The sequence below is a fragment of the Ligilactobacillus sp. JN-6 (Y).1 genome (assembly GCF_058111525.1).
Genome location: NZ_CM176599.1, coordinates 36,587 through 52,789 on the forward strand (window position 1 = coordinate 36,587; position 16,203 = coordinate 52,789).

Here is a 16,203-nt window from a genome sequence, read left to right on the forward strand (position 1 = left end):
GTTTTACTGACCAGTGTCGTTTGCTGAATTATCGGTGGAAGTATTGCTATGAGCTGGGACCTTAAGATGAACACCAGCTGAAATATCACGACTATCTAAGTTATTCAACTCAATTAATTTGTCGACTGTCGTGTTGTACTCATCCGCTACCGTGGACAAATATTGTCCTTCCTTAACTGTAATGTAAACATATTTGTCGGCACCAGGAGTTTTTTTATTAGAACTACCCTTCCTACTTTCAGTGGCAGGTTTTTGCTGGCCAGACTTTTTACCAACCACACTAGTACTTTCACCATATTTTTTCTTGGCGAGCGCACGTTGCTCATTATACTCCCTCTTCTGATAAGAAGCATTGTTTCCAAAAGATGCCTGGACACGGCTTTGTACTAAAGTAGTTCTCCATGCCCAAGATCCTGCGGCAAAAAGTACGATGATTGCTAAAATTGTCCAACTAGTCTTTTTTAAAGCCCTTTTCCGTTCTGAATGAACGTGTTTCTTATGTTTCCGCATGACACTTCTCCCTTATTCATTATTAAAGATGTTCTGAAATGTTCTTATGTAAAATACACAAATATTCCAATTTCTATTTTACACTAAAAATTATCCAAATAGTAGCACCAAGGAACGCAAACACGCCCAGTATAACATACTCATCTTCAAAACCCGAAGCAAACGCCAAAAAAAGAGCCTTGAATTTTTATCAAAACTCTCTTTAAATTTATTTCAATTTTTTGCTTAAGTCTTTAATGTATGAAACTAACTCATCTTTGACTTCAGGATGACGCAAACCAAATTCGATCGAGGTCTTCAAGTAACCAAACTTGTAGCCAACATCGAAACGGTTGCCCTTAAACTCATGGGCAAATACACGTTGGATCTTGTTCAAACGATCAATTGCATCAGTAAGTTGGATCTCATTTCCTGCACCTGGTTTCTGGGTTTCTAGCATTGAAAAGATCTCTGGTGTTAGTAAGTAACGTCCAATAATTGCCAAATCAGACGGTGCTTTGTCAACATCGGGTTTTTCAACGAAGCGTTTGACGTCATACAACCCCGGCTTCGTTTGTGTTGTTGGATCGATCACTCCATATTTATTAACTTCTTGGTATGGGACCTTCATAACAGCTAATGTTGAGGCATGCGTATCATCGTAACGTTCCATCAATTGTTTAGTCAGTGGAACTTTGTCTTCCATGATGTCGTCACCGAGCATTACAACAAAAGGTTCGTCACCGACAAAGTCCTTCGCCATCAATACCGCATCCCCTAAACCACGGGGATGAGATTGTCTAATGAAGTAAAGGTTGATATCCGTAGTCTGTTCGACTAGCTGTAAAAGTTCAGTTTTTCCTTTGTCTTTCAAATTTTGTTCCAATTCAGGCACCGAGTCAAAGTGATCTTCTATTGGACGTTTTCCCTTCCCAGTCACAACTAAAATATCTTCGATCCCAGATTTTTTAGCTTCCTCAACGATATATTGGATCGTTGGTTTATCAATGATCGGCAACATTTCCTTGGCCAATGCTTTAGTCGCTGGCAAAAAACGTGTACCTAGCCCAGCGGCTGGAATAACAGCTTTTCTTACTTTCATTTGATTGCTCCTCTTGAATAGTCGATAAATATCACTAACGATACAACAATAACAGGCTTATTTCGCAAGTAGTATTATTATACCAACTAAATTATTATTAGTAAATGTACGCCTTTACATATAAAAAATTCTATTATAAAGCATATTATACTTATCTAAAATTTTAAAGCAAATATTTCGCATCAAACTCATGATCCTGAGAAGTTAAGATCTTTGGACCATCATTTGTAATTGCAATCGAATGTTCATACTGACAACACAAGCTACCATCTTGAGTACGAGCAGTCCAGCCATTTGGATCATCCATCACTGCTTGCCAACCACCCATGGTGATCATTGGTTCGATAGTGATCGTCATTCCGGGCCGTAAACGCAGCCCTTTACCAGCCTCGCCATAATGAGGCACATTTGGGCTTTCGTGCATCGTCGGTCCAATGCCGTGTCCAATAAATTCGCGAACATCACCATAACCATTTTCATCTTCTGTGTAGTGTTGGATCGCAGCACCAATATCACCGATCCGGTTGCCAACTTGAGCCTGGTCTATCCCTAGATACAAAGCTTTTTTAGTGACATCCATCAAACGGTCGATCTCAGGCGTGGATCTACCGACTACATAGCTCCAGCATGAATCGCTCATAGCTCCGTGGTAATTAACTACAGTATCGACCTTGACCAAGTCACCGTCTTTTAAAGTCAGATCTTTGCGTGGAAAACCGTGACAGATCTCATCATTAACGCTAATGCAAGTTGCATACTTGTATCCTTCAAAACCTATTTGTTCAGGAATTGCATCGTGGTCTTTAATGTACTTCAATGCAAATTCTTCAATATCCCAACTTGACATGCCGGGTTTGATCAGGTCACGGATCCCGATATGCATTCCTGCTAAAATTGCACCGGACTCCGCCATTTCTTTGATCTCACGGTCAGATTTCAAAGTTATCATTTATAAGTTCCCTCCATTGATTTCGAATATTTGAATAATACTTTGTTCCGTTATTCAACGATCACTAAGCATCTCGTGCCCCCTTGTCATGGTCGAAACGCTCAGTTACTTTTCTATTATAGCCTATTTAGGAAATAATGTTTAATTTTCCCAAACTAGGGGATAAATTTCTCACATAATCTGCTATAATAGCTGTGATATAAATATTGAAAGAAGGATCAAGAATGCCAACGGCAAAAGTTGTTTTCGCCACTATTACAGGAAATAATGAAGATATAGCAGATATCGTGTCAGACAATTTGGAAGATCAAGGGTTCGAGATCGAACAGATCGAGATCTCCCAAGCTGAGATCGAAGACTTCGAAGAAGCAGATATTTGCGTGATCTGCCCTTATACTTACGATGAAGGTGCTTTACCTGATGAAGGTTTAGACTTCTATGATGACCTTAAAGAAGAGGCCGATCTTAGCGGTAAGGTTTATGGAGTCGCCGGTTCTGGTGATACTTTTTACGAGGGCTTTTATTGCACTGCAGTCGATGATTTCAGCAACGCTATGAAAGGCGCACATGCGATCCAGGGTGCTCCAGATATCAAGATCAACCTTGCGCCAGACTCCGATGAAGACTTGGCGGCACTTGATGACTTCAGCAAAAAACTCGTAGAAACATATAATGAACAAAAGGTGTAAACGACGCCGTCATTATGTTTCTAGGGTTTCCGTCTCGAAGATCGATAAAAATTTAACAAAAATGCTCGACCTGGTAGTTGTTGTTTTGATAAACTACTTCTTCAGTAAATCCTTGATTTTTAAAAACGGCAATCAATAAGCGGCTTTTTGACCAGAAACACATTTCTAAATTAGAAAAAACAATTAAAAAACTCCAATTCAATATTGCTCAGCCTCTTTTTAGGTTACAATATTAAAGAATGAATTGGAGGTTTTTTTGTTGCATTTTTCAGCCAAACATCATCAAATAAAACACTTATACCGCGATTACACGATCATCTTTTTGCTCGTTTCTATTTGCATGTTCGGTACATACCTATTGACTGGACATTCACTGATCTGGCGACTGGACGGTGCAAACCAACATTTGCCTTTACTGGAAAATTTCAGGCAAGGGTTAGGAAACCTACTTAGCGGCAAAATCACCTCACTGCCCCAATGGTCTTATCAAATGGGCCTCGGAGGAGATAATTTTTCGGTCTATTCATATTATCTGATCGGTGACATTTTTGCTTATTTGACCCTGTTGTTTCCTGCCACTAAGGTCGTAGTGGTGTATCAGTGGTTGATCGTCTTGCGGTTATATTGTGCGGGGCTCTCCTTTGTTTTTTTGGCCTCACATTTTAAATTCACTAAAAGTGTGATCAACACTGGTGCTTTGGTTTACTTATTCAACGCTTTTTTGTTGTATTCTGCTGAGGCACAGCCTTTTTTTACCACTCCTTTTATTATTTTTCCGTTCCTAATTTTAGGGATCGAAAAAATCTTGCAAGAAAAATCACCCTGGATGTTAACAGGGACTTTCATTTGGATGCTGATCAGTAATTATTATTTCGCATTTGTGCTCGGTTTAGGCGCGGTCATCTACTTGCTCTTACGAGTAGTTATCTACTATTTGCATGACTTAAATTACCTGAAGGCTCTAGGTAAATTAGCTTTTGCTACGATCACCAGCCTCTTGGTATCGTCATTTATGCTGTTACCGGAAATTTTTGCAGTCATGAATTCAACTCGTGCAGGTGCAACTTTTGCCAATGGTTTAAAAATCTATCCGCTCTACTATTACTTGGCCTTACCCTCACAGTTCATCAATGGTGATAACCGTGACTTTTATTTCTGGTCGGCACTGGGATTTGCCAGCATCGCTTTTTTCGCGGTCGTTTTTGTTTTGGTCCATTACAAAAAATATCCACTCTTGGCGACTACTTTTATTTTAAGTTTTATAATGTTACTATTCCCGGTTTTTGGTGCGCTCTTTAACGGCGGAATGGGACCATCTAACCGGTGGACACTGTTATTATGTTTGCCGATCGCCCTGGCATCTTGCATACTCGTTCAAAAATCAGTGGCCTTATCTGACCGGTTATTTAAATATTTTTCATATACTCTATTGATTTATGCTGTCGTCATCGGAATTACTTACTATTTTGAAAGTGACGAAAAATTATTCGTACCTTTTGTTTTCTTGTTTATCAGCTTAGCCGCCCTGATGTTCGTACACTCCCAAAAACCGCAACACCCTTACCGTTTCTTAATGCTGGTAGTCCTGACAAATGTCTCGCTGAATTCTATCTACTATGCAGCTCCTTATAATGGCGGGTATTCAAATGAAATGTTACCAATTGATGCATATCATAATTTAAAAGATAACTTCTATTCCGGCTTAGATAAAAACTTATCTCCTATTGACCAAAAGGGCTACAGAACTTCCACTACGAGTGATAATTTTGATCTTGGCGGAGGTTATCATTTGTACAATAGTTTGCCGAAAAACACGACGTCTTTAACATCTTATTATTCTGTCCAAAACAAATACATCGGCCAATTTTCACAAGACATGAAAAACATCCAGTATGATGCCAATGTCCCCTTGCGCCAAATGGACGACCGAACGATATTGAATAATTTTTTGGGCGTCCGTTATATTTTCAACTGGCTCAACCAGGATAACTACAAAAAGATCCCAGCTGGTTACTATCTGGATAAAACTTCGCAGATGATAACTGACCCAAACAATGACAGTGACAAAGACCAGCAAACTCGGCGTTATAGGTCAAACAATGCCTTTCCACTGTTTTACTGGCAAGACCAAGTCTTTACCAAAAAGCAACAACGCAATTATACTGCCAGCCAAAAGGAGCGAGCCTTAGCAAGCGGAGTCAAAGTTAGCGAAAAAGCTGCTAAAGGATTGAAGAAAGCGACGATCAAGAATGAAACTGTAGAAGTTCCTTATCGTTTGATCTCCAGTCGTGGCAACGAGATCAACAGCCACCATCTGGAAAAAATGGACAAAGATGAAACATACCAAATCATCTTGCCACGACCTGAGAATAAGGAAGAGGATGATTACTATCCGGATTCAGAGCTTCATTTGGAATTTACGAACATTGAATATCATCCTTATTCTTTGAAAGAACAGATCAAGATCGAGCAACTACACCAAAGTTCGCAAGGAATGGCTGGCTTACTTTCCCAAAATAACCGGTATAATTATTACAAATATTTGCGTTACCATGTCTTGCAAGGCTCACCAGACACCAGCTTCAAGTTAAACGTAGACTCTTCTTTAGGCACGGAAACGATCGAGCAGCCAAAGCAAGATGCATTGTCGTTTTACAAGAACGTCACTGGTGGGACAATAAATGTTGGTCATTTCAATAATTCTTTGCCGGAATCATTAACTCTGACTCCTTCAAAATTAGGGAATTATAGTTTTGATTTAAAAGTCGTAGCGATCCCACTGGACAAAAATAATAACTATCAAAAACAAGTCGCTCAGATCAAGCGAAATAAGTTGCAAGATGTGAAAATGTCGCAGGACAAAATTTCCGGTCAGATCACGACTCACCGTAGTGGTATCTTAACGTCATCAGTCCCGTATTCAGACGGCTGGCGGGTCAAAGTCGATGGTAAAAAGCGGCAAGTCTTGCGTACTAATACAGCTTTTCTTGGTGTCAAGTTACCTCGCGGACATCACCAGATCACATTTACCTACGAGTTGCCCGGAGCTAAATTGGGTACGAGGCTTTCCTTAGCTGGGAGCTTAATAACACTGATCAGCGGAATTATTTCACTAGTCTACTATCGGCGCCATAATACAAAATAAATAAATTAAAAAGGATGCAGCTTCAGATTTTTGCTGCATCCTTTTGCTATCTATCAGCCAGTTACGGCTCAATTTTTAACAGATTTAGTCTTAGCCATTAAAAGAGGCGATCTTTTGAGGGTCCAGATCCCGCAAAATTTCTACCGCTAGCTGAACGGCATGTTGGTAATCATCGAGTGAAGTCCAATTATAGGCTGTATGCTCATACCGCACAGGAATACCCACTACGATCGTTGGGGCCCCATTCCAATATTCAATAGCAGCTCCATTCACACCGCCGCCTGTCCGAACTGAACGAGTATGTGGGATCTCGTTTTTGAGCGCGATTTGGTCGGCATATTCTTCAAACAACGGGTTAGCGATAAAGGAAGTGTCCATATCACGTAACATTGGCCCTTTCTTCAATCCCGTCTGGATCAACCAATCAGGTTCAAAAGTATCATCACACGGACAACCTTCAAAAACGATCGCTAAGTCGGGAGAGATCTTGTTGGCTGTAACTTTTGCACCCCTAGTCCCTACTTCTTCTTGAGTCGAAAGAGCCGTTGCAACATCAACTGCTAAATCTTGGCCATGTAACTGATCTAAAACATTTACTAAAGCTGCAGAGCCTACTCGATTATCAAAATCTTTTCCGAAAAACAACCTGGTTTGCGGGTAATATTCACAATCCACATCTGGAAAGATAGGACAACCTGTAGCGATCTTAAAATCATTTAACGTTTCTTCACGACTAGTCGAACCAACATCGATCGACATTTCCGCGATCTGTGGCACTTTTTTCTTTTCTTCAGCAGTCATGAAATGCGGCGGCTTACTTGCAACGACACCTTTAATATATTGACCATCTTTATTGCGCACTCTCACTTTAGTTGCCGGTACATTAGTTGGTGCCCAGCCCCCTAAAGTTACAAATTTTATTAAACCATTTGGCCGGATCGCCTGAGTAATAAAACCGACCGAATCCGCGTGTGCATCAAGTTGAACTATTGGCCTGTGTCCTTTATTTTCAAAACGGTCAACATAACTATTGAAAATCCCATCACGGCTAACTTTACCGTATGCGGTCGTTCTTTTTTCAAAATAATGAGCTACTTCTGTTTCAAACCCTGGAGCTCCATTTAAATTAGAAAAATCCTGGATCAGTTTGATCTGCTCTTGTTCTTGCACGAATTGATCTCTCCCTTATATAACACATATTCAGCATCCACCAGCTATTTTTGCAAATAGGCCTTCTTAAAACTATAGTGCCCATTGATCCTATTATAACTGACCCCCTTTAGTTTAGGGTTTACCAAGTCTTCATTATTATTTTGGTAGACTGGCGTTACTCCTTGATCTTTCATCAAGATCTTATTGGCTTTGACCAGGTCTGCCCAGCGTTTTTGTTTATTACCAGCATTTCTGTTCAAAGAATCATCAATTGCCTGATCATATTCTTTGTTTGACCAGCCAGTGTGATTCTGAGCACTGTCGGTAGGGAAGATCTGCAAGAAAGTATAAGGATCCGCAAAATCAGCTGACCAGCCCTGGAAGGACATATCAAAATCACCTTTGTTTACTGAGGAGATCCGACTATTTTGCGGTACTTTACGTAGTGAGATCTGCAGGTGAGGAAGATTTGTTTCTAATTGACTTTGTAAGAAATCCGCCACTTGTTTGGAAGTATCTGTATCAGCTGTGATCAACTTCAACTTAAGCTGTTTTTTATTTAGTTCTTTTAGCCCTTGCTTAAACAACTTTTTTGCTATTTTTGGCTGATGTTCAGCCGTGTTTTTGACTTTTGTTTCTGCATAAAAATCTTTGTTCGTTTTTGAATCAGCAGCTACTTTTCGCGGAACGAAATTCTGAGCTGGTTTAGCTCCATTCTTTAATATCCGTTTAGATATCTGTTTTCTATTGATCGAAAGAGAAATTGCCTGTCTGATCTTTTTATTCTCTAAACCGGATTTGTTTTTCAAATTATACTGTAAATAAGACGTTGCTGCTAACGGACGTTTCACTAGGTCCTTGTGATCGGCTAATTGTTGCGCCTGTTCTCCAATTAAAGTGATTTGGTCCAGCTTCTTTGTTTGGTATAGGTTATACGCCGTCGAAGGTTCCTTGATAACCGAATAGTTGATGCGGGAAAGTTTAACGTGTTTCTTATCCCAATAATGAGGATTCTTTTTTAACTTCCAACGTAAATTAGTCCCTTTCCAACCTGAACTAACAAATGGACCATTATACAAAGTCTTTTTAGATGACGTTCCATATTCTTTACCTTGCTTTTCAACAAATTTCTGGTTCAATGGGTAAAGTGTCTCACGAGCAAGTATCATCTTAAAATATTCCTGCGGTTTTGTAAGCCTAACGCGCAGTTGATACTTGCCAGTGGCCTTAACACCTAGAGAGTTAGGTGACTGCTTGCCTTTTTCAATTGCTTTGGCGTTTTTTATGTTGTCGAAAAGATAAGCATATTCACTGGCAGTTTTAGGATCAACTGCCCGTCGCCAAGAATAAACAAAGTCTTTCGCTGTCACAGTCGCACCGTTACTCCACTTAGTATTTTTTCGTATATTGATCAAATAAGTGCGTTTGTCCTTAGAAATCTTAACTTTCTTAGCCAAAGCCTTTTTTGGCTGACCATTTTTGTCATAAGTATATAGACCTTCACCCACATTATCCAATTGCGTGAAAGCATTAGTTTCGGTAGCACGTGATGGATCCAAAGATGAGATCTCCGTATTAGAATATAAGCTGATTTGTTGAGTGCTCTTAGCTTGAACTTGCTCACTAGTCAGCCACACACCGCCAATAAAAACTGTTGTTGCTAAAAATGCTTTTAGACCTAAATACTGCGTTTTCATTATGAATGCCTCCTTTCTATTTATCCAAAACTCGATAATCAGCTATCTATCATGATTTTTACCATCTTTTAATAATAATTAAAAAAAGATTATAAAAGTTTCATTTAGTCGAGTATATCTGAATGAACATGTTTTATCAATGGTATTTATTCAGATAAATTTTAAATAATACGAATTGCAAAGGAAAATAATATTAAAAACTTATTTTATACAGTCACCTTTTATCATTTTATACAGTAAAAAACACAAAAAAACGTCGGGCTGTTAGTAGTCCAACGTTTGGATAAATCTTTTAATTAAAATCTTGAGGGCGCTGTTCTCGCTTTCCAAAGTGGTATTTGATAGCAGACAAGATCCTATCAGCGGCGTGACCATCGCCATATGGATTGTCAGCCTCTGCCATTTCTTGATAGTTATCTTTGTTATCGAGCAAGTTCAACATTTCTTTTTTGACTTGGTCATGGTCAGTACCGACTAATTTAAGCGTCCCGGCAGCGACCCCTTCTGGCCGTTCGGTCGTATCACGCAAGACCAGTACAGGTTTGCCTAAAGATGGTGCTTCTTCTTGTACACCACCTGAATCTGTCATAATAAAAAAACTACGCGCTGACAAGTTATGAAAATCGATCACATCTTGCGGCTCGATCAAATGAACACGTTTAACACCGTCGAAAACTTCGTGGGCAATTTTCCGTACCATTGGACTCAAGTGAACCGGATAAACAAGCTCAACATCCGGTCGTTCATCTAAAACTTCCTTCATGGCAGTAAAGACCTGGCGCATTGGCTCACCTTGATTTTCCCGTCGATGCATGGTAACTAAGATCATGCGGTTCCCGGCAGTTACTTCATCTAAAGCCGAATGATGGTAGTCATTTTGCACGGTCTCGTTTAAAGCATCGATCGCAGTATTGCCAGTCACAAAGATCTGTTCTTCCGGATGATTTTCTTGCAACAGGTTTTGCTTACTTTGTGTTGTTGGTGCAAAATAGAGATCACTTAAAACATCTGTCATTTGTCGGTTCATTTCTTCAGGATACGGTGAATATTTATCCCAAGTTCGCAGCCCTGCTTCAACGTGGCCCAGAGTTTTTTGGCGGTAAAAAGCGGCCATACTGGCAGCAAAAGTCGTCGTGGTGTCGCCATGAACTAAAATAATGTCCGGATCAGCCTCGATAATGACCCGGTCTAGCTTTTGCAACACATCAGTCGTGATCTCGTTTAATGTCTGGCCTTGATGCATGATATTTAGATCATAATCGGGTTTGATTTGAAAAATCTCCAAGACTTGGTCTAACATCTCACGGTGCTGAGCCGTTACAACTGTCACTGTTTCAAACTCAGTAAAACACTGCTGCATCGCCTTGATCAGTGGTGCCATTTTTATTGCCTCAGGCCGTGTACCAAACACCGTCATGATTTTGAGCTTATCCATTTTCTCCACTCCATTGCCGTATTTTCTCATTCATAATTTATCTTTCAAATGTGTGCTAGATGAAGAGCGCCAAATTTGAACTATTGCCGGTGTTACTTTGACTAACTTGCTTCTGCATTTCCGTTTGCCGGTGTTACTTTGGCCGACTGACTCCCGCATTTTCGCTTGTCGGGGCTACTTGGCAAATCTAACTAGGTATGTACTACTATCGTTATTTTCTTAAAAAAAAAGCATGCCTGCTCCCTGCAGTCATGCCGTTCATTTTTCTATGCGCTTGATCGGAATTGAACCGATGACCTACCGCTTAGGAGGCGGTTGCTCTATCCTGCTGAGCTACAAGCGCATGCAACAACCAGCCTCTATTAGTATAGCGGTTAAAAAGTCATAAAGTCAATAGTATCACTTATTTTTAATAGCCGATCTCCAACTGTTTTAAAACTTTTCTAAAATTACTAGCAAGCAAACGACCAAACAAAACACTATTTACCTTGTTTTTTAGTCCAACTAAGAGGTTTTTAGCTTTTATTTTTTGAGTATAAGTGACTTCGACCTGGTCTTTAGCCAACTTTTTCAAATCATAAGCTTTAGAAGTTATTTCATCTTTTGTTTCTATCTGATAATGATAGCTCACAACAGGTTTTAACTTCGTGATCTTAACTTTGCAAGGTTCACCAGTGTTACTTGTTGAAGGGTACACAAAACCCGTTAAATCTTCGTCACCAGTCATCCAACGACCGGTAGCTTCAAAAATATCGTAGATACGTGAATCTACTAAGCGCTCAAAGATATACTGGGCCGAAACATTTAGTTTAATTGAAGTCTTCATTAAGACCACCTCGTTTGATCAGCATTTGTCTACCTCACTATCATAAGCCATTAATGCTGCGATTGAAAGAAGTTTACACCGTTTGACGTTTGACAATGATAGTTTTCTCAGCAAATAGCTTGTTTTTACTCGATCTACCGTTTTTTTGCTTTAGGCTTTCCTTTATTTTTTCGATCGCGTTTCCGATTTTTTTTATGTTTAACATTTTGTTTCTTTTCTTCCACACGATTCTGTTGGCTATCAGCCTTAGTCTTTTTTTTCTTTTTTTTCGGCTTGCTTTGCTGCTTATTTTCTGCCCGGGCGGCTTCAAGATCTGTAACCAATTGATTTTGGTAAATGTATCCCGTTTGCAGGTCATACCCTTCTTGACCAACAAGCTGTTTGAATTGTCTCAGATCATGTTCATTACCCAAGTTGATCACAGTACCCGCAACACCCATTCGTCCTGTCCGACCGCTACGATGAATGTAGGTCGTTAAATCACGTGGGATATCAAAGTTAACTACAGCTGGCAGCTCAACAATATCTAAACCGCGCGCAGCGACATCTGTAGTTAATAACAGCCTGATTTTTCGTTTGCGGAGATCATTCAAGGCTTGCTTACGTTTTTGGGAACTTTGACTTGAGCTTAGCTCCTCCACAGCGACGTGCTGAAAGGTCAATTTTTCAGCAACATCTTTAACCTGAGTAGTTGAATCAAAAAAGACCAAGCCGGCAAAATCATCCAAATTCGCAAGTTTGCGTAACATCTCAACTCGTTTACGTACGGGGCTTTCAATCAAATAATGGATCACATATCCTTGAGTATTATCGTCTTGCCGCACATCGATCACCTTAGGCTCTATCCCAAACCAGTGGTGTACATCAGACAAATTAGCGGAATCAGTTGCAGAAAAGAATGATAATTGAATGTCAGCATGTGCATGGCTTATGATCTCACGACACAAATCTAAAGAGGTTTCATCAGATAACATCTGGTCAGCTTCATCGATCACGCAAGTAGTCAGCTTATGCATCTTTAACTTACGTTCGTCGATCACATCCGAGATCCTCCCAGGAGTACCAACTACCACTTCTGGATGCTTTTTTAGCTTTTCGTATTGTCGTTTAACATTCGCGCCACCGATCACAGCGATCGACTTCATCCCTAATAGAGAAGCAAAACTCCCCATAACATTATTGACTTGCACAGCTAATTCCTGTGATGGCACAAGCACTAACAATTGAGTGCCGTCTTTGGGCAACAGTGTTTCAAGCAAAGGCATCGCGTAAGCTAACGTCTTACCAGAACCGGTCGGAGCATAGCCGATCACATTTTCACCAGCAGACAATGGTTCATAAACAGCCTCTTGGATCGGGCTTAAAGCTGCAAACTTCTCTTTTTCAAATTCTTCAACAAACTTAGGATTCATTATTTTCCTCTTCTACTTCTTCGGCTATACTATCAGCCTTGAATTTAATATTGGCACTTTGCCGCAACTGGTACAATACTTTATTGACCTGCACAGCATAAGCGAGCCAGTCTTCTTCTAATTGTTTAGCATCATTTGATTTCTTATCGTTTAGTACATCAGCGAATTCGTTAGCTTCAGCAACCATCGGATTATCTTTTTGATCAACAGACAGTGCTTTTTGATGTCCATTTCCATCATCTAAGCTCACTTTGTTCAAATCACCTGAGTGATCCATCCGGATCGTTTCCTTTAAACCATAAATTTCACCTGGCAGATATGAATTGACATTCTTAGCCAAATTAAGTGTCACATCAAATCCAGGGTAGTGTAAGATCGCAACACCTTTACCATCAACACCTGTTGGCAGCATCGTTGCATGGTAATAGACAGAACTTGGCATTCCAAACCACACGATTGCATCATAGACCAAGTAAACTCCTAAATCCTGAACACAGCCGCCGGAAAAGTCAGGTGAAAAAATATTAGGTTCTTTACCTGCTAACACAGCGTCATAACGTGACGAATACTTGGCATAAGTCAAAGTAGCACCCTGGACTACATTCAAGGATTCGACTGCCTGACTAACTGCCTTAAAATTAGGTTCATGAATATGACGTGCAGCTTCGAACAAAAACGTTTCCGGATGCTCACGCAAGAGCTTGATCAACTGCTTCATTTCGTATGGGTTAGAACAAGCAGGTTTTTCCACAACAATATCTTTACCCGCCAAAATTGCTTGTTTACATTGTTCATAATGCAAGCTATTTGGTGAGGCAATATAAACAGTATCAAAGCTCCCTTTTTCAAAGAAATCATCAAGATCATCAAAAAATTCAGAAGTACTAGCGAATTTGTCACCAAACTGATGAGCTTTGTCAAGAGTTCGTGAGTAAACGGAAGTCAACTGCCACTTTTTTGTTTCATGCGCAGCGTTAACAAATTGTTCAGTAATCCAATTAGTGCCTATGATACCAAGATTTAACATGAAATAACCTCCTCTAAAAACAGAGCGCAGCAAGCCGCTTAAGCCTCGAGCATTATCGGAGTCAGGTACTATAGCGCGTTGCTCAGCGTTGTAGTGCCTGACTTGGATAAGCGGAGAAGCTTGGCTTGCGTAGCTCGACCATAAATCACAGGGCAAAGAAACTCGAGAGACAATGAGCATTATCGGACTTAGGCCTTATTGTGCGATTTTGGCACTGAGAGGCCTAAGCTGGATAAGCGGAGTTGTCTGAGTTTCGCAGTTCGACTATAAATCACAGGGCGAAGTGTGGCCGCTTAGAAGGCGAGCACTAGCAGATCTCTGAGCCATATTGTGTTTTTGACAATGTGGTGAAGAAGTTAGCTAAGCGCAACCTTCTGCCACAGGTAGCCGACTAATAAAACAACGAGAAAAACTCAACCCTCTATTTAATCTCAATTCTCGCCTGCTTCTATTCTACCAGAAACCACACCTGACGTATAACAACATAACATTTTTCTGTTAGGGTTTTTAACTGAAGGCGAACTAAAAAAGCCCACCAAAAAGTATTATGGCAGGATCTTCTAGTTGCTTTTCCATTAACTGTTATAAATTTTTTCCAGCGCTTGTAGATCCTCATTTGACAATGAAGTTCGTCCTTGATCAATAGGGAACATAATAGAATTGTGATCATTACGGTGATCTAATCCTAGTGCATGACCGATCTCATGTATGGCTACAGATAGATGTGGCGGGTACTTACTATTAAGCTTAGCCTGACCACTATTCATATCTGAACCTTCTATACCCATTGTCGGATAGATTCGCGGTCCACCAACACCCAACTCTCTGAGACCGGCTTGACTATAATTTTGTTGTTCCTTTTGATAAACACCCAAGGTTAATTCATTATCTTTTCCACTGCCTCTACCAGGGATCAACTTAACGATCCCCGTTTGGTCGTACACGTTGAGTGCACGTTTAAAGGTTCTTTGAAAATTGGCAGGAACATTATCGGCAAAATGATAGTAATATTTGTTAGATAACTTCCGATCTACTACAATATTTTCAATGCCATCTTGGTCAGTTTTTCGGTCTTCTTTTTGAACTGCAGTATCGGAAAAGTTCTTCGTTACCTTCTGTTCAACTATCGACCCAAAATTATGTGTTTGATCAGCCAACTTATCACCCAAATTTGGCGTCAAAAATATGTTGAATGTCAACACTACCACAACAGCTGAGATGACTCGACGAAGCCATTTCATAATAATTCCTCCTAAAAATACAGAGCGGAGACAAGCGAGAAGAAGCTCGATAGACGGAACTTCTTGCTTGTTGTAGCTCGACTATAAACACACAGCAGAGAAACTCGCACAGAAAACGCGCACTAGCAGATCTCTCCGCCATATTGCGTTTTGGCAATGTGGTAAAGAAATTAGCTAGGCGGAACCTTCTGCCACAAGTAACCCGACTAAATCACAGAGCAAAATAAAACAAGAGAAAGTAAGCACTATCATAGTCTAATCATATAACGTGGTTTTGACACTGTGTGACTACACTGGGATAGCCGGAGCTTTCTGCTTCAAGTAGCTCAACTACTAAAACGGTCCACCAGATCTCACAGCTTAACACCATCATTACGATCAACTTTAACGATCGACTGAGCAATCGTTGAATCATCATATTGTTGCTGGATCCAGTTAGACGAAGTCGCTAAAAATAAACTCAAGACTACGAAAATCATTACATACTGTACTGCCACGCCGGCAAAGAGGCCCAAAATAGAATTTCCGGCGTGCAATATAGGCAGCTTGGTCAATTTGTTCAAACTGCGCCAAATTCCTTGAAAAACTCCACTTACAATTAAAAACAAGATAAAAAACACAACAATATTAGTAAAGTACCGTTCAGGTACTGAAAATTGCATGTTTGCATATTTAGTTAATATAGATGTCAGCCAATTTGTAACCGACTGGCCGTAAAACATGGCGAAAACCACACCTAAAACTAAGGAAAGCAAACCACCTAATTGTAAAATAAAACCTCTTTTATAACCTGTGATCGCTCCAAAAATCAATACAATAATGATAATTGCTGATAAAATCATAAACCCATTCCTTTTATCACTTGCGCTATACGAAAACCTTACTTAACAATTCTAGCGCAACATGTTGTCCTTTAGCCACCAATTTACCTTCTTTTATCATCATATTAAAATATTTTAACAATTCTTACTAATTTACCACACTAAAAGCAAAAAATTATCTCACCTTTGGGCAATGAGATAATTCCTTGCAAGTATTT

13 protein-coding genes and 1 tRNA gene are annotated in these 16,203 nt (G+C 40.0%); 2 read left to right on the forward strand and 12 right to left on the reverse strand.

Annotated elements, in window-relative coordinates:
- Positions 1-3: 3 nt before the first annotated feature.
- From AC3XNE_RS00200 to map, 3 genes are all read right to left on the reverse strand, one after another.
- Positions 4-510, reverse strand: a complete 507-nt coding sequence (locus AC3XNE_RS00200) for a LysM peptidoglycan-binding domain-containing protein (RefSeq protein ID WP_489832240.1) — start codon at positions 508-510, stop codon at positions 4-6.
- A gap of 208 nt (positions 511-718) precedes the next feature.
- Positions 719-1,591, reverse strand: a complete 873-nt coding sequence (gene galU / locus AC3XNE_RS00205; RefSeq protein WP_489832241.1) for a UTP--glucose-1-phosphate uridylyltransferase GalU — start codon at positions 1,589-1,591, stop codon at positions 719-721.
- A gap of 163 nt (positions 1,592-1,754) precedes the next feature.
- On the reverse strand, positions 1,755-2,540 hold the full coding sequence (gene map, locus AC3XNE_RS00210) for a type I methionyl aminopeptidase (protein WP_489832242.1): 786 nt from the start codon (positions 2,538-2,540) through the stop codon (positions 1,755-1,757).
- Between the two features lie 224 nt (positions 2,541-2,764).
- Between map and AC3XNE_RS00215 the strand changes: the two genes are divergently transcribed.
- Positions 2,765-3,229 (forward strand): flavodoxin, encoded by a 465-nt coding sequence (locus AC3XNE_RS00215; protein ID WP_489832243.1) that lies wholly within the window; start codon positions 2,765-2,767, stop codon positions 3,227-3,229.
- A 259-nt stretch (positions 3,230-3,488) separates the two neighbouring features.
- A complete protein-coding gene (locus AC3XNE_RS00220; protein WP_489832244.1) occupies positions 3,489-6,374 on the forward strand; it encodes a YfhO family protein in 2,886 nt (961 codons plus the stop codon).
- A 90-nt stretch (positions 6,375-6,464) separates the two neighbouring features.
- Here the strand turns inward: AC3XNE_RS00220 and AC3XNE_RS00225 are convergent, their stop codons facing one another.
- From AC3XNE_RS00225 to AC3XNE_RS00265, 9 genes are all read right to left on the reverse strand, one after another.
- Entirely contained in the window at positions 6,465-7,544 is a 1,080-nt protein-coding gene (locus tag AC3XNE_RS00225) for a M42 family metallopeptidase (RefSeq protein ID WP_489832245.1), read from the reverse strand.
- A gap of 44 nt (positions 7,545-7,588) precedes the next feature.
- On the reverse strand, positions 7,589-9,223 hold the full coding sequence (locus tag AC3XNE_RS00230; RefSeq protein WP_489832246.1) for a peptide ABC transporter substrate-binding protein: 1,635 nt from the start codon (positions 9,221-9,223) through the stop codon (positions 7,589-7,591).
- A gap of 292 nt (positions 9,224-9,515) precedes the next feature.
- Positions 9,516-10,658 (reverse strand): non-hydrolyzing UDP-N-acetylglucosamine 2-epimerase, encoded by a 1,143-nt coding sequence (wecB, locus tag AC3XNE_RS00235; RefSeq protein ID WP_489832247.1) that lies wholly within the window; start codon positions 10,656-10,658, stop codon positions 9,516-9,518.
- Between the two features lie 269 nt (positions 10,659-10,927).
- A tRNA-Arg gene (locus tag AC3XNE_RS00240) sits at positions 10,928-11,001 on the reverse strand.
- A gap of 66 nt (positions 11,002-11,067) precedes the next feature.
- A complete protein-coding gene (locus AC3XNE_RS00245; RefSeq protein WP_489832248.1) occupies positions 11,068-11,484 on the reverse strand; it encodes a DUF3284 domain-containing protein in 417 nt (138 codons plus the stop codon).
- Between the two features lie 134 nt (positions 11,485-11,618).
- Complete coding sequence (locus AC3XNE_RS00250) at positions 11,619-12,896, reverse strand: DEAD/DEAH box helicase (protein WP_489832249.1); 1,278 nt, start codon at positions 12,894-12,896, stop codon at positions 11,619-11,621.
- A complete protein-coding gene (locus AC3XNE_RS00255) occupies positions 12,886-13,923 on the reverse strand; it encodes a Gfo/Idh/MocA family protein (RefSeq protein ID WP_489832250.1) in 1,038 nt (345 codons plus the stop codon). Before AC3XNE_RS00255 ends, AC3XNE_RS00250 begins: the two co-directional genes overlap by 11 nt.
- 575 nt (positions 13,924-14,498) lie before the next feature.
- The gene (locus AC3XNE_RS00260; RefSeq protein WP_489832251.1) at positions 14,499-15,164 is read right to left on the reverse strand and encodes a matrixin family metalloprotease; all 666 of its coding nucleotides are present in this window, start codon (positions 15,162-15,164) and stop codon (positions 14,499-14,501) included.
- Between the two features lie 353 nt (positions 15,165-15,517).
- Positions 15,518-16,006, reverse strand: coding sequence for a CvpA family protein (locus AC3XNE_RS00265; protein WP_489832252.1), 489 nt, complete (start codon positions 16,004-16,006; stop codon positions 15,518-15,520).
- Positions 16,007-16,203: the final 197 nt, after the last annotated feature.